Origin of the sequence: Rhodoplanes sp., assembly GCF_013377085.1 — a bacterium.
In the GTDB taxonomy this organism is placed as follows: Bacteria; Pseudomonadota; Alphaproteobacteria; order Rhizobiales; family Xanthobacteraceae; genus Rhodoplanes.
Window position 1 is genome coordinate 36,078 of the sequence record NZ_JACAAX010000025.1, and the last position, 20,247, is coordinate 56,324.

Genomic DNA, 20,247 nt, shown 5'->3' on the forward strand with positions numbered 1-20,247 from the left:
GGCTCTCCTCAGCCGATCCGGTACGTCAGCACGGTGGGGCCGAGGGCGATGCCGTGGGCGCCGCGGATCGGGAGCAGCAGGCCGAGCAGCAGGCAGGCCAGGAACAGGATCGCGAGCGTGATCGCGAGGGTCCGGCCGGGACCGGCCGGGAGCGGCGGAAGGGTCGAGCGGGCGGCCATGGGAGCCTCCTTCTCGCTTGAAGATCCTGGAAAAACGGCAGCACGGACGCGGCCGTCGCGCCATGCGCCACGTCAAGAATCCAGAATACGCGGTGCTAACCACGCCGGCCGAAGCGGAGCCTCGGGGCGTCCGTTCTGCGCTTTCGGCTCGAACGGCCTCCCGGTGCGGCGGCACCAATACGCACGAGCCGAAGTCGCCAGGACCCCCCGATGTCTGCCCTCGAACGCACCACCTTTGCCCTCGCCGGGATTGCGCTCGTGCTGTGCGGGCTCGCCTGGAGCGGCTGGGCCGCCGGTCAGCGCGGACGGTCGGATCGCTTCGCCGGCGCGTTCGCCGCGTCGGCCACGATCGGCGCGCCGGCGGCCTGCGAGCGCCCGGTGCGGGCCGGCGGATGAGCGCAAGTGTGACGCGACGCGCGCGTTCAGCGTCGGGCGAGCCAGCGGGCGAGGCCGGCCTCGCCCTGCCGCATCACGATGCCGTGGTTCCACACGAAGGCTTTTCGCGCGATCGGGGCGACGAGGCGCAGGCCGGGTGCCGTGACCCTGACGGTCCAGTCGTAGCGCAAACGGGTGCCGGACCTCGTCGGCGTCAGCAGCCAGCGGCCGGTGCCGACGAGCGCGCCGCGCGCCTCGCCCTCGATCAGCGCGAGAGGCTCGACCCGGGTGGTGAGGACCTCGAACGCGAGCCTGTAGGGCAGGGCCGTCTTCCATTCGAACTGCAGGCACGAGCCGACACCGCTCGGATCGCCCGCCGCGATCACCTCGGCGCGGGTGACGGCGGGCCACCATGTCGGCCACTCGGCCGGACGCATCAGCGCCTCCCACACGAGCTCGGGCGGGGCGGCGAGGTTCCAATCGCTGACCAGGCGGAAGTCGGCGCTCGACATGATCGAGCGATCCCCGACAATTGCGGCCGGGCGAGGGCGCCCGGCGAATCACGGCACCCGAGCGGGTGTGCGATCGGCAAACGTGATCACCGGATCGGCGTCCGCATGCGCGCCGGGACTTAGGGGGCGAAGATGGAATTCCTGGCGCTGCTGGCCGCCGTCGCGGCGATCATCCTCGCCTGGGGCGAGCGGCGCCGCATCGCCGCGCTGCGCGCCCGGCTGATCGGGCTCGAACAGCAGGTCGCGGCGCTGCGCGACGCGGGCCCTCGCGTGATCGCGGCGGGCGACGCCGCGATGCCGTCGCCCGAGTCCGCCCCGCAGCGGGCGCCGGAGGCGGCGGCTCCGCCCGAGCCGGTTGCGGAACCGATCTCCGTCGGGGCGATCCAGCCGGCCGCGTCGGAAGCGATACCGGAGGCCCCGCCGCCTTTGGTCCCGCCCGAGGCGGCGCCCGAGCCGGTTCCGGCGCGCGGCTTCGAGGAGCGCTTCGGCACTCAATGGGTGGTCTGGGTCGGCGGTGTCGCGCTGGCGCTCGGCGGCATCTTTCTGGTGCGCTACTCGATCGAGCAGGGCCTGATCGGCCCCGGCGTGCGGGTGATGCTCGGCGCGCTGCTCGCGATCGCGCTGATCGCCGCCGGCGAATGGACGCGGCGCAACGAGCTGCGCAGCGGGATCGGCCAGATCGGTGCCGCCCACATCCCGAGCATCCTCACGGCCGCCGGCACCACGGTCGCCTACGCGACCGTCTATGCGGCCTATGCGCTGTACGGCTTCCTGGCGCCACCGCTGGCCTTCCTGCTGCTCGGCATCGTCGCGCTGGCGACGCTCGCGGCCGCGCTGCTGCACGGGCCGGCGCTCGCCGGACTTGGTCTGGTCGGCGCCTATGTGACGCCCGTGCTGGTCTCGACCGAGGAGCCGAGTTTTTGGGCGCTTTATCTTTATTTGATCGTCGTCACAGCGGCGGCGTTCGCGCTGGCGCGCGCAAAACTGTGGCGCTGGCTCGCCGTCACGGCGCTGTGCTTCGCCACCTTGTGGACGCTGCCCGGGATCGCCGAGGCGGCAGTCGCGACGGCGCTGCCCCACACCGTCTATGTCGTGATCGGCTTCGCGCTCGCCGCCGCCATGATCGTCGCCGGCCTGTTGTTCGGGCCCGCCGCCACGCCCGACACGATCGACGAGATCTCGTCGCTGGCGCTCGCCGCCTGGCTGGTGCCGGCGGCGCTGCTGACCACGGTGAGCGGCCACGACTCGGTCGCGCTGACCGGCTTCGTGCTGCTGGTCCTCGCCACGGTGGGGATCGCGCAAAGATCGCCGGCGGCGCTCGCCGCCGTGCCGGTGGCGGCCGGTCTCGCCGTGCTGGTGATGGCCGAATGGGCGACCGAGACGCGGCTCGACAGTCTGATCGCGCCGGCCGGCCCGGTCGCCGGCGTGGTGCCGGAGCCGGAGCGCGCCTCCTTCACGCTGCATCTCCTGGCCGGCTTCGGCTTCGCGGCGCTGTTCGGCCTCGTCGGCTTCTTCGCGCAAGGACGATCGGAGCGGTCCGTGGTGCCGCAGGTGTGGGCGTGGTGCGCCATCGCGACCCCGGTCGCGGTGCTGATCGCGCTGTATTGGCGGATCGCCGGCTTCGACCGCTCGATCCCGTTCGCCGGCCTTGCCCTGCTGCTCGCCGCGCTGTTCGCCGTCGCGACCGAGACGCTCGGCCGGCGGCCGTCGCGCCCGGGTCTCGGTGCCGGACAGGCCATCTTCGCCGTCGGCGCCGTCGCGGCGCTGGCGCTCGCCCTCACCATGGCGCTGGAGAAGGGCTTTCTGACGATCGCGCTCGCCTTGACGGTGGCGGGCATCGCCTTCGTCGAGCGGCACCGGCCGCTGCCGGCGCTGCGGTATCTCGCCGCCGGCGTCGCCCTGGTCGTGCTCGCCCGCATCGGCTGGGAGCCGCGCATCGTCGGCGACGCGGTCGGCACGACGCCGATCTTCAACTGGCTGCTGTGGGGTTATGGCGTGCCGGCGCTGGCCTTCTGGACGGGCGGCCATCTGTTGCGCAAGCGCGCCGACGACGGCTCGGCCCGCACCGTCGACACGCTGGCGATCCTGTTCACGGTGCTGCTGGTGTCGCTGGAAATCCGCCACACCGTCCAGGGCGGCGACGTCTATCGGATGGTCAGTCCGCTGACCGAGGTCGGCCTGCAGGTCTCCGCCTGGCTGGCGCTGGCGATCGGACTCGAGCGGGTGCGGCTGCGGACCGGCTCGATCGTCCACAATGTCGGTGCCGTGGTGATGGCGGTGCTGGCGCTCGCCGGCATCGCGGTCGGCCTCGTGCTGCTCGTCAATCCGGTGGTGACGGGCGACGCGGTCGGCGGCCCGGTGGTCAACCTTGTGCTGCTCGGCTACGGACTGCCGGCCGTGCTCGCCACCGTGCTGGCGCTGGTCGCGCGCGACACGCGGCCGATGGCCTACCGGGCCGTCGCCGCCACGGCCGCGGTCGGGTTGTCGCTCCTGTGGCTCAGCCTGGAAATCAGGCGGGCCTATCACGGCGCCGTGCTGACCGTCGGGCCGACCACGGATGTCGAGCAGTACACCTATTCGGCCGCGTGGCTCGCCTTCGGCGTGGTGCTGCTGCTCGCCGGGATTCTGTTGCGCTCGCAGCCGGCGCGGCTCGCCTCCGCCGCCGTCGTCACGCTGACGATCGCAAAAGTGTTTCTCTACGACATGGCCGGCCTCACCGGCATTTTCCGGGCGCTGTCGTTCATCGGGCTGGGGCTGGTGCTGGTCGGCATCGGGCTCCTCTACCAGCGCCTGCTGTTCCCGCGACGGCCGGCGCGACCGCCGGCGGCGCCGGCGCCCGGAGGCATGTCGGCGGCACCTTGAGGCCTCGCACTAGGCGCCCTACGATCGGGGACGCGCGTCGCTCCGGCCGAGGGTGCGGACATGCAGAAGCTCAGGGACGAGATCGTCGAGGCGCAGAAGGCCCGCCTCGATCTGGTCAAGTGGAAGCTGATCATCGTGTCGGCGCTCGGCGCCGCTGCGATCGGCCTGTCGCCGCTGACCGAGAAGACCTGGAACAGCAGTCTGCTCGGCCTGCTGGCCCTGGTGCCGCTGGTGTCGCTGTATGTCGACAGCCTCTGCTATCACATCGCGCTCCGCACCGTGGTGATCGGCGCCTTCCTGGGAAGCTGCCGGATCCACGCGCTCGACGTCTTCGCCAAGTCCGACGATCTTCGTGTCTTCCACGCCTACGAGAAGTTCGCCGCGGTGGCGCGGGGCCGGCACGGCGCCTTCTCGCTGGAGGACTGGGCGCTGGCGTGGTCCACCGGCGTGCTGTCGGCCGGCAATGTGGTGCTCGGTCTTGTCCTGATGATGCGACGCGGCGGCGGGACGGCTGGTCCGGACCTGCCGATCCATCTGCCGTTGATCGCATCGGGACTGGCTGGGGCGGTCGGCGCCTATCTGCTGCTGCAGCAGTTCAGGGAACGCACCCGCGCAGTGGAGAGCTGCGAGCCGCCGCCCTGTGCGCCGTGATGTCGGGTCGCAGCAGCCTCACTGCTTGGTCAGCACGCCGAGCCGGACATAGGCGCCGGCGCGATCGTCCGAGTCGGTCACCCAGCCCATGCCGGCCGACCACTCGTACGGACCGAGCCGCCACGCCGTGACGTGGACGCCGGCGCGGAGCTGGCGATAGGTGTCGTCGCCGAAGGCCTGCAGCTCGGGGCCGACATAGACGCCGCCGAACAGGGGCTCGAGCACCCGCCAGCCGAACGCCGCCTGCAGCGCGTAGCTGCCGCCGACCGACGACCACGAGCCGGCTGCCTTGACCATGGTGTCGGGCAGGGGCTCCCACCAGGTCTCGATGCCGAGGCGCACGCCCGCATGGGTGCCGCGCAGCGGATTGCCGAGATCGGCCGGCAGGGTCCAGTGGTATTGTATGTCCGGCCCGGCATACGCGACCGCGATGAAACGGTCGTGCCGAAAAATCCAGCCCGGCGCCACGGTGCCGAGGGCGTGGGCGGCGTAAATCTGCGTGGTGCCGTTGCGGTACTGATAGGTACCGGCGCCGGCCAGCACCTTGAGGACGAGACCGTCCTGTGCGAGGCCGTCGGGCGCCCAGGCGAAGCCGCCGTGCAAAAAACCTCCGGCCCGCCAGAGATCGGTGCCGCCGAACATCATGATCTGATCGGCCTCGAGCGCCGCGAGCATCTCGGCCGAGACCGGTCCGGCCGGCATCGGGTCGGCTGATGCGCTCGCGACGGCACCGAGCAACGCGGTCGCCAAAGCAACCGCGCCGATTCCCGACCGGCTCATGGCACGATCCTATGGAAACCGGACTGCTCAGGTTCGCCGCACCCGAGTTGTAAATCTAGCGAGCCGCACGTCGCCGGTCCACGCGAACAAATCCGGAAAACAGGTTGCGCATTGTCTGACGGCAACGCAGCGTGGCGTGGAGGCCACATCAGCCGGCGCATCTTGCAGTCGGCGCGCTAGCCCGTGCTAGGATCGCGGCTCCCGTCGTGCAGGACGATCCCATGCCCCCGATTCCGTCGCGCACTCATCCCGCGGCCGGCGACGCCGCGCAGCAGACGCGGCGCTCGATCGCCTTTCTCAACGCGGCGCACGGCATCGACCACTTCGTGCTCGGCATCTTTCCGACCGTGGTGATCGGCCTCGAGGCGGTCTACCAGCGGCCCTATTCGGAGCTGATCGTCCTCTCCACCGCGATGTTCGTCGCCTTCGGGCTGTTCTCGCTGCCGGCCGGCTGGCTCGCCGACCGCTTCAGCCGGCGCGCCATGATGGCGGCGTTCTTCGTCGGCTGCGGCATTGCGCTCTTCGGCTGCGCCGTGGCGCCGACGCTGCCGATGCTCGCGGTCGGGCTGTTCATGCTCGGCGTGTTCGCGGCGATCTATCACCCGGTCGGCATGGCGATGCTGATCGAGGCGTCGGGCGCCCGCGGCCGCACGCTAGCCTTCAACGGCGTGTGCGGCAATCTCGGCGTCTCGCTCGCCTCCGGCGTCACCGCGGTGCTGGCCTCCTGGCTCGGCTGGCGCGGCGCCTTCTGGGTCCCGGCGATCGTCTGCATCGCGGTCGGCATCGCCTATCTGGCGATGGTCGCCGACGATCGCCACGAGACCGGCAGCCGCAAGCGCGTCGCCGAGATCGTGCTGCCGCGCGGTGCCGCGATCGCCTTCTTCAGCCTCTACGTGATCATCTCGTTCTGCGGCGGGCTCACCTTCAACACCATCGTGGTGGCGCTGCCCAAGATCGTCGACGAGCGGCTCGGCGGCGGCGTCGCGCTCGCCGCGGTGGGCGGGCTGGCGACGACGGTGTTCCTGTGCGGCGCGGTGGCGCAACTGGTGGTCGGCCGCATCGCCGAGCGGGTGGCGCCGCATCTGCTGTTCGCGCTGGTGGTGGCGCTGTTGTTCGTCGGCGCTGCCTGGGCCGTGCAGGCGAACGGCATGGTGCTGATCGCCGCGCTCGCTGTGGTGATGGCGGCGCTGTACGGGCAGGTGACGGTCGGCGACATGGTGATCGCTCGCTACACGGCCGATGCCTGGCGCGGCCGCGTCTATGCGGTGCGGTACTTTTTGTCGTTCGCCTCGTCGGGCGTCGCCGTGCCCGTGATCGCCGTGCTGCATGCGCGCGGCGGCTTCGACCTGGTGCTGGTGGCGCTGGTCGTGGTGGCAGGGCTGTTTCTCGCCGCCGTGCTCGGCCTCGTCGCGGTGGTGACGCTGGCGAGCCCGCGGATCGCGGTCGCGCCCGGCGCGGCGCCGGCCGAGTAGGGCGGTGGCGTTCTCACGTCGCCGAGCGGTGGCGTCGCCCGGTGGCGCGACAGCGGTAACCGGGTCCGAATCACGACGCTCAGAAAATCTTTTACGCGTTAACGGGTCGTTAACCGTGACGGCGCATCATGATCAGGACAAAGGCGTTCAGGCGCCGACGACCACGGCGCTCACGGTGACGCCGGATGAACGCGCACTGTGGACTGCGTGGTCGTTGACTTAATCCCGCACGGGGGCGGGCTTGGGGGACGGGCGCCTTCTTCGGCGCCGACGACGAAAGGCCCGGGCCCATGCCCGGGCCTTTTTTCGTATCCGGGGTCGGTGTGTGCGGATCGCACACGCACTCGTGTCGCCGGGATGCCGGCCGTGCCGAGTCTCAGCCCACGCCGACGCGTCGATAAATCTCGTCGAGCGGCAGCGTGATCCCGAGCGCCGGGACGTCGACGACGATGTCCGGAAACCGGATGGTCGCCGGCCCGACATCGACGCCGAACTTCGGCAGGACGGCCCACGTCTCCGGATCGACCCACGCATCCAGAACTCTGAAGAGATTGAGGACGATTTGCCGCTCGGCTCTTACGCCGCCGGTCATTATTACGACGTGCCCCCGCACAAGTTCAAAATTCTCCTCCTGACCCTCGGCCCAGGTCAGGAAGGCGGACTTGTCCATCTGTACGGGGGTCTGAACGGTCATGACGGCCTCGTTCGTCGACACCAGTCTAATGGGTCTTCAGGCGAGGTGGGAGCGGTGGCCGCGAAGCATGCGCCGAATCGAGGCCCGTTCACCCTCCCCTGGAGGGGGAGGGTCGGCGCGCGTAGCGCGCCGGGGTGGGGTGACAGCGCTGCCGGTGCGTGGGGTTTCACCCCACCCCGCCCGCCTTCGGCGGTCGACCCTCCCCCTCCAGGGGAGGGTGAACAAGCAAAAAAGGCCCGGGATCGCTCCCGGGCCTTCGTGTTTGCGACGTTGATCCGACCCGAGGGTCGGCGACCGAAAAGTCCGATCAGAAGTCCATGCCGCCGCCCGGCATGCCGCCACCCGGCATGGCCGGCTGGTTCTTCTTCGGCAGCTCGGCGATCATGGCCTCGGTGGTGATCAGCAGGCCGGCGATCGAGGCGGCGTTCTGGAGCGCGGCGCGAACGACCTTGGTCGGGTCGATGATGCCCTTGCTCACCAGGTTGCCGTACTGGCCGTTCTGGGCATCGTAGCCGAACGCGTACTCGGCGTTCTCCAGGATCTTGCCGACCACGACCGAGCCGTCGTCGCCCGCATTGAGGACGATCTGGCGGGCCGGAGCCGAGAGCGCCTTGCGGACGATCTCGATGCCGGTCTTCTGGTCGTCGTTCTCGGGCTTGAGCACCTTGAGGGACTCGGTGGCGCGCAGCAGGGCGACGCCGCCGCCCGGCAGGATGCCTTCCTCGACGGCCGCGCGGGTGGCGTGCATGGCGTCGTCGACGCGGTCCTTGCGCTCCTTCACCTCGATCTCGGTGGCGCCGCCGACGCGGATCACCGCGACGCCGCCGGCCAGCTTGGCGAGCCGCTCCTGCAGCTTCTCGCGGTCGTAGTCGGAGGTGGTCTCCTCGATCTGGGCCTTGATCTGCGAGATCCGGGCCTCGATCTCCTCCTTCTTGCCGGCGCCGTCGACGATCGTGGTGTTCTCCTTCTCGATCGTCACCTTCTTGGCACGACCCAGCATTTGCAGCGTCACGCTGTCGAGCTTGATGCCGAGGTCTTCCGAGATCGCCTGGCCGCCGGTCAGGATCGAGATGTCCTGCAGCATGGCCTTGCGACGGTCACCGAAGCCCGGCGCCTTCACAGCCGCCACCTTCAGACCGCCGCGCAGCTTGTTGACGACGAGCGTGGCCAGCGCCTCGCCCTCGACGTCCTCGGCGACGATGAGGAGGGGCTTGCCGGTCTGCACCACGGACTCGAGCAGGGGCAGCAGCTCCTGCAGGCCGGAGAGCTTCTTCTCGTAGATGAGGATGTAGGGATCCTCGAGCTCGACCCGCATCTTGTCGGCGTTGGTGATGAAGTAGGGCGAGATGTAGCCGCGGTCGAACTGCATGCCCTCGACGACGTCGAGCTCGGTCTCCAGGCTCTTGGCCTCCTCGACCGTGATGACGCCCTCGTTGCCGACCTTCTTCATCGCCTCGGCGAGGAAGCGGCCGATCTCGGAGTCGCCGTTGGCCGAGATGGTGCCGACCTGGGCGATCTCGTCGTTCGAGGTGACCTTCTTGGAGTTCTTCTTGAGGTCGGCGACGATCGCCTCGACCGCGAGATCGATGCCGCGCTTGAGGTCCATCGGGTTCATGCCGGCGGCGACCGACTTGGCGCCTTCGCGCACGATCGCCTGGGCCAGAACCGTGGCCGTCGTGGTGCCGTCACCGGCGATGTCGGACGACTTCGAGGCCACTTCGCGCACCATCTGGGCGCCCATGTTCTCGAACTTGTCCTCGAGCTCGATCTCCTTCGCCACCGTCACGCCGTCCTTGGTGATGCGCGGCGCGCCGTAGCTCTTGTCGAGCACGACGTTGCGGCCCTTGGGGCCGAGCGTCACCTTCACGGCATTGGCGAGCACGTCGACGCCGCGCAGCATCTTGTCGCGCGCGTCCGTCGAAAATTTCACGTCCTTGGCAGCCATTTGTCGTCAGCTCCTGAATGAAACCGTTGCGTTCTCCCGACCCGGCGAGACCACGGTGCCGATCCAAAAATCCGGCAGGGCCCTATCAGGTTGGCGAATCCGAAATGTGAGGTCAGGCGGCCTTCTTCTTGGCCTCGGTGTCGGTGAGAACGCCCATGATGTCGCTCTCCTTCATGATCAGATACTCGACGCCGTCGAGCTTGACCTCGGTGCCGGACCACTTGCCGAACAGCACCCGGTCGCCTTCCTTCACGTCGAGCGGGACCAGCTTGCCGGCCTCGTCGCGGCCACCCGGGCCGACCGCGATGATCTCGCCCTGCTGGGGCTTCTCCTTGACGGTGTCGGGGATGATGATGCCGCCGGCCGTTTTTTGCTCGGCCTCGACGCGCTTGACGACGACGCGGTCGTGAAGCGGACGGAACTTCATGCTGTCCTCCTAAGTTTTTGAAGCAGAGTGCTGAATTGGAATGCAGGTCGGCCGGCGGGGCGGTGGGCCCCGGGCGCCCGGTTGCGACTTGGTGCTCGGTGGAACCGGGTTCAAGAGGGGGGCCGAAAATAATTGGCACTCCGGCATCCCGACTGCCAGCCGCCGAGCGGCAGGCGCCGGATTGGCCGCGACCGTTCCTCGAAGCTTAGCCCAAGCTTTTCTGCAGTGCGAAAGGTAGAGGCTTGATAGCACTGTCGGAGCTAGGCTGCCAAGCCTGTTCCGTGAACACTTTGTTTACCAAATGAGCTTGCAATGATTGGAGGTGGAATGAAAGACTTCCGGTCCGACACGGATGGGGGACACCATGGCCTCTCAGGAGTTCTTGAAGCAACTACACGGCTACGGCTTGACGACCGCTCATATCCTGTATAGGCGGCCCGATCATCCCTGGCTCCTGCAGACCTATCTCTGGCAGGACTACGATCTCCACCCGCATTTTCCGGAGCTGAACAAGTTTCTCGGCTTCTGGCGGGAGAAGCTCGAAGGGCCCCTGCACTCGGTCACGGTCGCCCATTCGCGGCTGATCAAGCCGGCCGAGATCAAGGCGGTCGACGGGATGTTCCAGCTCCACTGAGCGGTACCGATCGCGTAGTACCGATCGCGTAGCCCGGGTTGAGTGAAACGAAACCCGGGATCCTGCGCCCATAAAACCCTGGATGGCGCAGGCGCCATCCAGGCTACGAGGGTGAAGGCACGCCGTCACACCAGCATGCCGACCACGGCGCCGATCACGCAGGTCGACAGCGTGCCGGAGACCACCGACTTGAGGCCGAGCCCGACGATCTCGTCGCGGCGCTCCGGCGCCATCGCCGAGAGCCCGCCGATCATGATGCCGAGGCTGCCGAAATTGGCGAAGCCGCACATCGCATAGGTGAGGATCAGGCGGGAGCGGGGGGCGAGCGCGTCGGGCGGCAGCTTCGACAGCTCCACATAGGCGATCAGCTCGTTGAGCACGGTCTTGATCCCCATCAGGCCGCCGGCGGTCGGCGCCTCGCTCCACGGGATGCCCATCAGCCAGCACACCGGCGCCATGGCGGCGCCCAGAGCCCGCTGCAGCGTCACGGGGGCGCCCCATATGTCGGGGAGCAGGCCCAGCACGGCGTTGGCGAGATGGACCAGCGCCACCAGCACGATCAGCATGGCGACGATGGCGAGCAGCAGCTCGAGCCCGACCGTGGTGCCGCGCACGATGGCGTCCATGGTGCTTTCGGCGATCCTTGCCGGCGCGACCGCGGGAGCCGCGGTGGTGCCGGTGACGCGATCCGGCACCATCAGGTGGCTGACCAGGATGGCGGCCGGCGCCCCGAGGATCGAGGCGACGGCGAGATGGCCGGCGACGTCCGGGATCACGTCGCGCAGCAGCGTCGCATAGAGGACGAAGACCGTGCCGGCGATACCGGCCATGCCGCCCGTCATCACCATGAACAGCTCGCCGCGGGTGAGCCCGGCCAGATAGGGGCGGATGAACAGCGGCGCCTCGACCATGCCGACGAAAATGTTCGCGGCGGTCGACAGCCCGACGGCGCCGCCGATGCCGAGCGTGCGCTCCAGCACGGCCGAAAAGCCCCGCACCACCGGCTGCAGCACGCCCCAATGAAACAGGAGCGTGGTCAGGGCGCTCACCACCAGCACGATCGGCAGAGCCTGGAAGGCCAGCACGAACGCTCCGCCAGGCATCTTTGGATCGAAGGGCAGGGCGCCGCCGCCCAGATAGCCGAACACGAAGGCGGTGCCGGCCCGGGTCGCGGCCGCGACCGCATCGACGGCCGCCGCTGCCCCGGCGAAATCCGCCGTGACGCCCGGCACTTCGAGGAGCAGCAATGCGAGGGCGATCGTCAGGGCGAGCGCCACCGCCACGGTCCGGGGCCGCACGGCGCGGCGGTCCTCGCCGATCAGCCAGGCGAGGCCGAGCAGGACCATGAGCCCGGCAGCCGATTGCAGGTGCGGCAGGACGTCGGCCATCGGGCTCTCCGGTTCGGGGTCGTCCCGCCATGCAGGAATCGTGCGCCAGGGGCGGATTTTCATACCGCAGCGCAGCGAGGCCGGCCATGGCGCCGGCCGTTCGCCCGGGGGCTTGTCGCGCGTGCGGGAGCGCGCGGGCGTGGTATGGTCGTGGCATTGCAGCCAGCGAGAACCGCCATGGCCCGTATCCGCTTCGATTTCGGATTGCTGACCCTCGATGCCACGTTGCTCGACGGCCCGACCGCCGAGGCGGTCCTGGCCGCGCTGCCGTTTACCGCCTCGGTGCTCACCTGGGGCGAGGAGCTCTATTTCGAGGTGCCGGTGCGGACGCCGCGCGAGCCCCAGGCCCGCGCCGTCGTCACGCCGGGCGAGATCGTCTACTGGCCCGAGGGACCCGCCATCGCCATCGGTTGGGGCCGCACGCCGATCAGCCAGGACGGCGAGACGAGGCTCGCCGCGCCCTGCAACCTGTTTGCCCGCGCCGACGGCGACGTGAGCATGCTCACGTCGGTGCCGGCCGGCACAAGGGTGGTCGTCGAGCGGCTGGACTGATGCGCCGCCTGCCCAGTCGAGGGTGGTGAAACCAAAGCTTTGCGTCTCGCGTCCGACGTCGTCGGCCTGCGGCGGCGCTTCCTAAGACGTTTGGATTAAGCATTGTCCCGGGGAGGATTGTTGCTCGCTCGAAGATCAACGCGCCGTCAATCTTATGAAAAGCGAATCGTTCCCGCGTGAGGCCCCGTTAACCAGCCGTGTGCGTCGCAGAGCGCATGTTGGGTGCCATCAGCCGAGAGAAACTCGGCGCCTCGCCCGCCGTTCGGGCCGGGACCCGGCAGAACCCGAAATGCCCACTGTGTCGATCCCCTTCTCGAACGCCTTGTCGCGGACTTTTGCGGCGGCCCGCGGCGTCGTGCGCCGGCCGCTCGGTCCGCACGGGGTGATCCTGCTCGGGCTCGCCTGCATCGCCGTGATCTGGGCCGGGGCCATCTACGAGATCCACGAGGAGCGTCGGTTCGTCGCTCAGGACGCCCATCAGACGACGTCGAACCTGGCCCGCGCCTTCGAGGAGCACATCATCCGCTCGGTGCGCGGCGTCGACCAGACGCTCCTGTATGTCCGCGAAATCTACAGCCGCGACCCGCAAGGCTTCGATGTCCGGCCGTGGGCGCGGGCGAGCGAGGTCGCCAACGATTTTGCCTTCCAGCTCTCGGTCATCGATCGCAACGGCCGGCTCGTCACCAGCAGCCTCGATCCGCTCGGCACCAACGGGGTGGATCTGAGCGACCGCGACCACATCCGGGTTCATCTTCGGCGCGACGACGACATCCTGTTCATCAGCGAGCCGGTGCTGGGACGGGTGAGCAACAAGTGGTCGATCAACATCTCGCGCCGGATCGAGGGGCCGGACGGCAGGCTGCTCGGCATCGCCGTGGTGTCGGTCGACCCGACCTATCTGGCGCGCTTCTACGATTCGATCGATGTCGGCCGCAAAGGCATCATCTCGCTGGTCGGCACCGACGCGGTGGTGCGCATCCGGGTCGGCAACGGCTCCGAGGTGATCGGCAAGCGGCTGGCCGGCAGCCCGCTGTTCGCGGCGTTCTCGCGGGCGCCGGCCGGCGTGGTCGAGGCCCAGAGCTCGGTCGACGGAGTCCAGCGCACCTTCAGCTACCGCAAGGTCAAGGACCTGCCGCTGATCGTCCTGGTCGGTCTCGCCGACGAGGAGGTCTACGCGACCTTCGGGCGCAACCGGGCGATGTATCTCGGTGGGGCTCTGGTGCTGAGCATCGGCCTCGTGATCGTCATTGTGATGATCCAGCGCTATCAGCGCGGTCTGCAGCGCGCGGCCGCGGCGGCCGAGGCGGCGGTGCGGGCCCGCTCGGACTTCATCGCCGTGATCAGCCACGAGATCCGCACGCCGCTCAACGGCGTGATCGGGATGGCCGGGCTGTTGACCGAGAGCGGTCTCACCGGCGAGCAGGCGCGCTTCGCCGGAACGCTGCGCGACTCCGCCGAGCATCTCCTGCACCTCGTCGACGACGTGCTGGACTTTTCCAAGCTCGACGCCGGCTGTGTCGTGCTCGAGGAGATTCCGTTCGACCTCGCCGCCCTCGTCGAGGGTACGCTGCGGGGCGTCGGCCAGCGCGCCGCCGCCAAGGGGCTGGCGCTCGCCGCCGTGCTGTCACCCGAGTTGCCGCGCACCGTCGTCGGCGATCCGGGGCGGCTCCGGCAGGTGCTGCTGAACATGCTCACGAACGGAATCAAGTTCACCGAGACGGGCGGCATCACGGTCGACGTGGTCGTGGTGGCCTCGCGCGCGCCGCGCCGTATAGGCATCGCCGTCGATGTCGTCGATTCCGGCATCGGCATCGCGCCGGAGGCGATGGGCGGTCTGTTCGCCGAGTTCCAACAGGCCGACTCCTCGGTGTCGCGGCGGTTCGGCGGCACCGGTCTCGGGCTGGCGATCTGCAAGCGGCTGATCGAGCGCATGGGCGGCACCATCACGGTGGACAGCGCCGTCGGCCGTGGCACGGCGTTCCGGGTCGTCGTCGATGTCGGCCTTCCGGACGCGGAGGCGCCGCTGCTCGGCGGCGTGGCGACGACGGCGCCCCGCGTCCTGGTGATCGACCGCAATGGGGTGTCACGCAGCGCCCTGGTGCGCCAGCTCGCGCTGCTCGGGGCGGAGGTGAGTGCCGCCGATACCCGCGATCTCGGCGTCTCCATGGCTTGGGACGCCGCCGTCACGGCGCAGCCTTTCACCTGCATCGCCTTGGACGAGACGGTTGCGAGCGGCGACATCATCGCCTCGCTGCAGGCCGAGCCCTGCATGGCCACGACCCGGCTGGTGTTGCTGACCTCGGCGGCGGCGCACGAGCGGGTCGCCGGCGCGGACGAGACCTTCGACGCGGTGCTCGGCAAGCCGCTCGGCTACGCCGCGGTGCGCGGCGCGATCGTCGAGGGCAGCACCGGGGCCGAGGCATTCGACACGCGGGCCGGCGTCGGCCAGCCGCCACTGGGCACCGTCCACCCGCTGCGTATCCTGGTCGCCGAGGACAATCCGACCAACCAGCTCGTCGTCCAGAAGCTGCTCGAGGGGCTGGGCTACGCGATCGACCTCGTCCCCGACGGTGCTGCCGCGCTGGCGGCCGTGAAGGCGGCGCCCTACGACCTCGTCTTCATGGACATGATGATGCCGGGCATGGACGGCCTGCAGGCGACGCGCGCCATCCGGGCGCTGCCGGAGCCGGAGCGGCGCGTGCATGTCGTCGCCCTGACGGCCAATGCCTTCAAGCACGATGCCGAGACCTGTCGGATCGCCGGCATGAATGATTTCGTCGGCAAGCCGATCACCCGCGACCGGCTGGAGGCCGCGATCCGCCGCTATCTCGGCCTGCGGGTCCGCGAGCCGGCTGCCGTGGGGACGGGCGCCGACGTGGCGGCGACCTTCGACCGCGGCACCTTCGCCCTGCTCGGCGAGGAGATCGGCCCCGATGGCGCCCGCCAGGTGCTGGCGACCTTCATGTCCGACTCCCGGGCCCGCGTCGCGGCGCTGCGCGAGCACGTCGCGGCGCGCGCGGCCGGCGACGTCGAGCATGAGGCGCATACCCTGAAGGGGGCGGCCGGGACGCTCGGCTTCGCCTGCTTGGCCGAGATCGCCCGGCAACTCGAGCAGGACGCCAAGGCCGGCCGCGACCGCAACCTCGACGACCAGGTCCGGGCGCTCTCGGCGGCGTTCGACGAGCTCGCCGGCGTGATGGCCGAGATCGACGAGACCGCAACGTCAGCGAGCATCGTCATGCCCGCATGTAGCGCGCGCGATGGCGCGCACAATCGGCTGCGATAAAATCCAAGGTTGTGACGTGATCTGAATCGACAGGCTCCGGGTCGGGGGGGACAGGCCGGGAGCAGGACATCGGCGTGATCGGCAGAGGATCCTGCTGTCGTTCCGCGCGCCCGTCACCGTCTCTCTCACGATGGCGGGCGGACTCGTGACGGCCGGCGGAGCCGCCTCCGCTCAGAACTCGGCCCGGTTCCGGTCCTCGGCCGAGAACAGGCTCGCCGACGCCACCTCGAAGCAGCCGCGCCAGATCGACATCGTCCGGCAGCGGCCCGCACGGCTGGCGCCGCCGAACTGGAGCTTTCCAGCAAGAGCGATCCGGGAAGACGGAGGCAGGTCGGACCCGGTCATCCGAGCTGATGATCTGCCGCGCCGGTTCGCCGGCGGGTTCGTTCGGATTTCCGAACGACGATCATTCGCCCGATACGGGATTCCGGACGAAACAAGCGAACAGCGCCGAAAAACGACGGCAGATTAGTTCAATTCGATGAGACTGAAACCGGCACGTTCCGTGCCTGACCAGGTCTGCGCCGAACGACCAACCGTAGCCCCCGTACAGGCTGTCTCATTCGCCGCGACGAACGCACGACAGCGCACGGGGCTGACAAATGCATCGACCTCCGGCGATCTTCGCCGTCCGACGGGTGCTGACTTCGGCTCACGCACCCGACGGCTTTGCGCCGCTTCCAGAGCTTCCACATCCCGCCGCTGGCGAGACGTCCCCGGTGCCGACGGCGCCGTCGACCATCGCGTCGGACAGCGTGTCGCCTGCGCCGTCTCGGTCTCCGAGCCGGCATGCGCTCTGGTCGGCCTGCCGATGTCTTCCTGATCAAGCCCCGACGCCAGCCGCCGGCCCGGATGCGATCCACCGGCAGTTTCCGGTTCGGCTCAGCGAAATCCCTACAGGCAGGAGGGTCATGTGATACTAGGAATGTCAATTGCAGCGTTCGTCTCGCTGCTCGGCATTGTCATCGTGGTCGGCATCTCGATGTACAATGAGGAACTCAATGTCGGAGTCGTGGCGATCGCTTTCGCCATCCTGATCGGTGCCGTCTTCGCCGGCATCCCGGCCTCCAAGGTTCTGCAATCTTGGCCGATCGACCTGTTCATGATCCTGAGCGGCGTCACCTTCCTGTTCGGGATCGCGACGACCAACGGAACCATGGACAAGGTGACGGCCAACTCGATACGGCTCGCCGGCGGCAACACCGCGCTGATCCCGTTCATCGTCTTCGCGCTGATCACCGTCATCACCACGATCGGCCCCGGTAACATCGCCACCGTCACCCTGATGGCGCCGGTCGCCATGGCGATCGCCGGCCGGATCAAGCTGTCCGCCTTCCTGATGACTCTCCTCGTGGTGGGCGCGGCCAACGGCGCGGCGTTCTCGCCGATCGCCCCGACCGGCATCATCTCGCAGTTCTTCGTGACCAAGATGGCGCCGGAGATGGCGGCCATCGGCAAGCCGCTCGGCGACCTCGACGTGATGGCGTGGCGCGTCTATCTCGACTGCGAGCTCGCGCAGATGATCGGCAACATGGGCGGCTTCTTCCTGCTCGGTGGCGCCGCCTGGATGATCCAGCAGAAGCATTCGACGCTCAGCATCGACGAGGTCGCGGCCAAGCCGGAGCCCTTCACGACCCATCAGTGGATGACGCTCGGCGCCGTCTTGCTGCTCGTCCTGCTGGTCATCCTGCCCGGTCTGTCGATCATGAAGCCGATCTTCACGCCGACGGTGATGAACGTGCTCGGCAACGGCAAGGCCCCGAATGTCGGCGCCCTCTCCTTCATCCTGGCGACCGTCCTGCTGGTCCTCAACGCCGGCGACAGCAAGACGGTGGTGAGGTCGATGCCGTGGTCGGTGATCATCATGGTCGGCGGCATGGGCATCCTGATCGAGATCATGGACAAGGCCGGCGGCCTCGGCGCCCTGGTCGACATCATCGCCACCGTCTCGGGCCCGGTCACGGTCACGGGCGTGCTCGGCTTCGTCACCGGCATCATCTCGGCCTATTCGAGCTCGTCGGGCGTCGTCATGCCGATGTTCCTGCCGCTGGTTCCCGGCCTCGTCAAGGTCGTGGGCGGTGATCCCGTGGCGATGATCTCCTCGATCAATGTCGGCTCGCACATGGTCGACACCTCGCCGCTGTCGCTGTTCGGCGCCGTCTGCCTGGCCTGCGCCGCCGCACACGAGGACAAGGGCAAGCTGTTCCGCAAGCTGCTCATCTGGGGCTTCTCGATGTCGGTGGTCGGCGCGCTCCTCTGCTACGTGTTCTTCGGCCTGCTCGGTCTTTGAGACGCCGAACTCGGGACCCCCGCAGCACACGAGCGGAGACGAGGCGGTTGCGGGCGCGTCGCGAGACGCGCCCGCAACGTCGTGGGCGCCTGTCGTCGCGGGACCGTAGCAACACGAACAGCCGCGCGGCCCAGGCTCCTGTACAGTGAAATGGCGAAGCACAGGGCCGGCTGCAGGCGCGGCTTGGAGTCGGCCCCCGCCGGCCTCGGCCCTGTGTCGATCGGATGCGCTGCGTCAAGGACGGTGCCCCCGCGCAGGTAATCACGTGCCGTTCGCGGGGTCGGGATGGCGATGTCGAAAGCGTTCTCGTCACTGGGCGTGCCGCGCGCCACCCGTCCGGGCGCCATGCGGCGTCGGCTGACAGTCGCCGTCGTTGTCGTCGCCGCCGCGGCAGCAGTCGCTTATCTCGTGTACAACCTGGAGCTCGATGGGTCGATCCGCAAGTTGCGCGGCAGTGCCGACCACCGGCTCGATCTCTACGCGGCCAGCCTCGAGCGCGAGATCGAGAAATATGCCAAGTTCCCCTATGTGATAGGCTTTCATCCCGACGTCATCGCGCGCTTGCGCGACCCGTCCGATGCCACGCTCTTGCACAAGGTCAACATCTATCTCGAGACGTTGAATCATCGAATCGGCACGGCCGTCGTCTATATTCTCGACCGGAAGGGCCGGGTCGGCGCCTCCTCCAATTGGAACGAGCCCGACAGCTTCGTCGGCCTCGATTTGTCCTACCGGCCGTATTACCGCAATGCCGTGATCGACCGTGTGGAACGGTTCTATGGGATCGGCACGATCGGCAACAGGCCGGGCTACTATCTCGCCACGGCTCTGCACGAGAACGGCGTCATCGTCGGCACGGGCGTGGTCAAGATCGACCTCGAGCAATTGGAGCTGTCGTGGTCGTCGGCCGAGTCGCCGGCGATTCTGACCGACGAGCACGGCGTCATCAGCCTGTCATCGGTGCCGGCGTGGAAATACGGAACGCTGCAGCCGCTCGACTCGGCCGCTCGTCGGGACATTGCCGAGGCACAGCAGTACAACGACCGCACGCTCGCCCCGATCGGCATGGAGGTGGTGCGCAACCTCGATGATACGGCCCAGATCGTTCGTCTTCCCGGTCACGCCGGCACGGGTGGCCGCGTCTTTTCGATCAGCGGCCTTTTCCTCGCCCAAGCCCGGATGCTGACGGAGGTGCCCTGGCGGCTCACCGTCTTCTCGGACCTGAAGGAGGCGGTCGACCTCGCCCGGACCCGCGCCGTGCTCGCCAGCCTCGGGGTCCTCCTGCTCAGTGGCGCGTTGGTGGCGCTGGTCCAGCGCCAGCATCACCTCCGGGAGATCGTCGCGGCCCGGGCGGCGCTGCAGCGCGCCCACGACGAGCTGGAGCAGAAGGTCACCGATCGGACGTCGGAGCTGACCGCCACCAATGCCCGCCTCGTGGAGGAGGTGGAGGAGCGCAGCCGTGCCGAGGAGGCGCTGCGCGACGCCCAAACGGCGATGATCCAAGCCGGCAAGCTCGCCGCGATCGGACAGTTCTCCACCGGCATCGTGCACGAGTTGAACCGGCCGCTGGCGGCGATTGCGGCCCTGTCCGGCAATGCCGTCAAGTTCCTCGAGCGTGGCGACATCGCCACGGCCAGCGGCAATCTGGAGCGCATCCGCCCGCTCGTCGAGCGCATGGGCAGGCTGACCGGCGAGCTGAAAGGCTTCGCCCGCAAATCGTCGGGCGAGGCGGGGCCCATCAGGGTCCGCAAGTCGTTCGACAACGCGTTGTTCCTGTTGCACCACCGGGTGGCGTACGGCAAGGTCGAGGTGGTCGAGGATATCGATGCAAATCTCGTCGTGCGCTGCGATCCGAACCGATTGGACCAGGTGCTGGTCAACCTGATCGGCAACGCCCTCGACGCCATGGACGGTCGCGACAACAGCCGGCTCGACCTCGTCGCGGCCGCCTATGCCGACGGCTTTGCGCGGCTGTACATTTGCGACAACGGACCGGGCCTCTCGGAGGCCTGGCGGCAGCACGCCTTCGAGCCGTTCTTCACCACCAAGGCGCCGGGCACCGGGCTCGGTCTCGGGCTGGCGATCTCGGTCGGCATCGTGCGCGACTTCGGCGGCGAGCTCAGCGCGACGGAACGGGACTCGGGCGGCGCCGTCTTCAGCCTGACGATTCCTTTAGCGACAGAACCCGCATCATGAGCCA

At 68.8% G+C, this 20,247-nt stretch carries 17 protein-coding genes; 9 read left to right on the top strand and 8 right to left on the bottom strand.

What is annotated here, in order from left to right; translation table 11 throughout:
• Positions 1-8 precede the first annotated feature (8 nt).
• Positions 9-179 carry a hypothetical protein gene (locus tag HXX10_RS17515; RefSeq protein WP_296524081.1) on the bottom strand — a complete coding sequence of 57 codons (171 nt, stop codon included), beginning with the start codon at positions 177-179 and terminating at the stop codon, positions 9-11.
• Positions 180-389: 210 nt separating this feature from the next.
• Here HXX10_RS17515 and HXX10_RS17520 point away from each other — a divergent pair, with 210 nt between their 5' ends.
• Positions 390-575 (top strand): hypothetical protein, encoded by a 186-nt coding sequence (locus tag HXX10_RS17520; protein WP_296524082.1) that lies wholly within the window; start codon positions 390-392, stop codon positions 573-575.
• 26 nt (positions 576-601) lie between these two features.
• Here the strand turns inward: HXX10_RS17520 and HXX10_RS17525 are convergent, their stop codons facing one another.
• Entirely contained in the window at positions 602-1,066 is a 465-nt protein-coding gene (locus HXX10_RS17525; RefSeq protein WP_296524083.1) for an SRPBCC family protein, read from the bottom strand.
• 132 nt (positions 1,067-1,198) lie between these two features.
• Between HXX10_RS17525 and HXX10_RS17530 the strand changes: the two genes are divergently transcribed.
• Complete coding sequence (locus HXX10_RS17530; RefSeq protein WP_296524084.1) at positions 1,199-3,928, top strand: DUF2339 domain-containing protein; 2,730 nt, start codon at positions 1,199-1,201, stop codon at positions 3,926-3,928.
• 60 nt (positions 3,929-3,988) lie between these two features.
• Positions 3,989-4,579 (top strand): hypothetical protein, encoded by a 591-nt coding sequence (locus HXX10_RS17535; protein WP_296524085.1) that lies wholly within the window; start codon positions 3,989-3,991, stop codon positions 4,577-4,579.
• Between the two features lie 18 nt (positions 4,580-4,597).
• Here HXX10_RS17535 and bcsS read toward each other — a convergent pair whose 3' ends face one another.
• Complete coding sequence (gene bcsS / locus HXX10_RS17540; protein ID WP_296524086.1) at positions 4,598-5,359, bottom strand: cellulose biosynthesis protein BcsS; 762 nt, start codon at positions 5,357-5,359, stop codon at positions 4,598-4,600.
• Positions 5,360-5,580: 221 nt separating this feature from the next.
• Between bcsS and HXX10_RS17545 the strand changes: the two genes are divergently transcribed.
• Complete coding sequence (locus HXX10_RS17545; protein ID WP_296524087.1) at positions 5,581-6,831, top strand: MFS transporter; 1,251 nt, start codon at positions 5,581-5,583, stop codon at positions 6,829-6,831.
• 376 nt (positions 6,832-7,207) lie between these two features.
• Here HXX10_RS17545 and HXX10_RS17550 read toward each other — a convergent pair whose 3' ends face one another.
• The 3 genes from HXX10_RS17550 to groES all read right to left on the bottom strand — a co-directional run bounded on the left by HXX10_RS17550 (position 7,208) and on the right by groES (position 9,897).
• The gene (locus HXX10_RS17550) at positions 7,208-7,501 is read right to left on the bottom strand and encodes a Uma2 family endonuclease (protein WP_296524088.1); all 294 of its coding nucleotides are present in this window, start codon (positions 7,499-7,501) and stop codon (positions 7,208-7,210) included.
• A 331-nt stretch (positions 7,502-7,832) separates the two neighbouring features.
• Entirely contained in the window at positions 7,833-9,470 is a 1,638-nt protein-coding gene (gene groL, locus HXX10_RS17555) for a chaperonin GroEL (RefSeq protein WP_296524089.1), read from the bottom strand.
• A gap of 112 nt (positions 9,471-9,582) precedes the next feature.
• Positions 9,583-9,897: a co-chaperone GroES gene (groES, locus tag HXX10_RS17560; RefSeq protein ID WP_296524090.1), complete on the bottom strand. Its 315-nt coding sequence runs from the start codon at positions 9,895-9,897 to the stop codon at positions 9,583-9,585.
• A 364-nt stretch (positions 9,898-10,261) separates the two neighbouring features.
• Between groES and HXX10_RS17565 the strand changes: the two genes are divergently transcribed.
• The gene (locus HXX10_RS17565; protein WP_296524091.1) at positions 10,262-10,531 is read left to right on the top strand and encodes an usg protein; all 270 of its coding nucleotides are present in this window, start codon (positions 10,262-10,264) and stop codon (positions 10,529-10,531) included.
• 125 nt (positions 10,532-10,656) lie between these two features.
• Here the strand turns inward: HXX10_RS17565 and HXX10_RS17570 are convergent, their stop codons facing one another.
• Entirely contained in the window at positions 10,657-11,907 is a 1,251-nt protein-coding gene (locus HXX10_RS17570; protein WP_296524126.1) for a nucleoside transporter C-terminal domain-containing protein, read from the bottom strand.
• A gap of 189 nt (positions 11,908-12,096) precedes the next feature.
• On the opposite strand from HXX10_RS17570, the gene HXX10_RS17575 reads away from it, so the two are divergent.
• Positions 12,097-12,471: a cyclophilin-like fold protein gene (locus HXX10_RS17575; RefSeq protein WP_296524092.1), complete on the top strand. Its 375-nt coding sequence runs from the start codon at positions 12,097-12,099 to the stop codon at positions 12,469-12,471.
• A 289-nt stretch (positions 12,472-12,760) separates the two neighbouring features.
• Positions 12,761-15,757: a hybrid sensor histidine kinase/response regulator gene (locus HXX10_RS17580; RefSeq protein ID WP_296524093.1), complete on the top strand. Its 2,997-nt coding sequence runs from the start codon at positions 12,761-12,763 to the stop codon at positions 15,755-15,757.
• A gap of 171 nt (positions 15,758-15,928) precedes the next feature.
• On the opposite strand, the gene HXX10_RS17585 is transcribed toward HXX10_RS17580, so the two are convergent.
• Positions 15,929-16,102, bottom strand: coding sequence for a hypothetical protein (locus tag HXX10_RS17585; RefSeq protein ID WP_296524094.1), 174 nt, complete (start codon positions 16,100-16,102; stop codon positions 15,929-15,931).
• 580 nt (positions 16,103-16,682) lie between these two features.
• Here HXX10_RS17585 and HXX10_RS17590 point away from each other — a divergent pair.
• Both HXX10_RS17590 and HXX10_RS17595 read left to right on the top strand, forming a co-directional pair.
• Entirely contained in the window at positions 16,683-18,047 is a 1,365-nt protein-coding gene (locus tag HXX10_RS17590; RefSeq protein ID WP_296524095.1) for an SLC13 family permease, read from the top strand.
• 291 nt (positions 18,048-18,338) lie between these two features.
• Positions 18,339-20,243, top strand: a complete 1,905-nt coding sequence (locus tag HXX10_RS17595) for an ATP-binding protein (RefSeq protein ID WP_296524096.1) — start codon at positions 18,339-18,341, stop codon at positions 20,241-20,243.
• Positions 20,244-20,247: the final 4 nt, after the last annotated feature.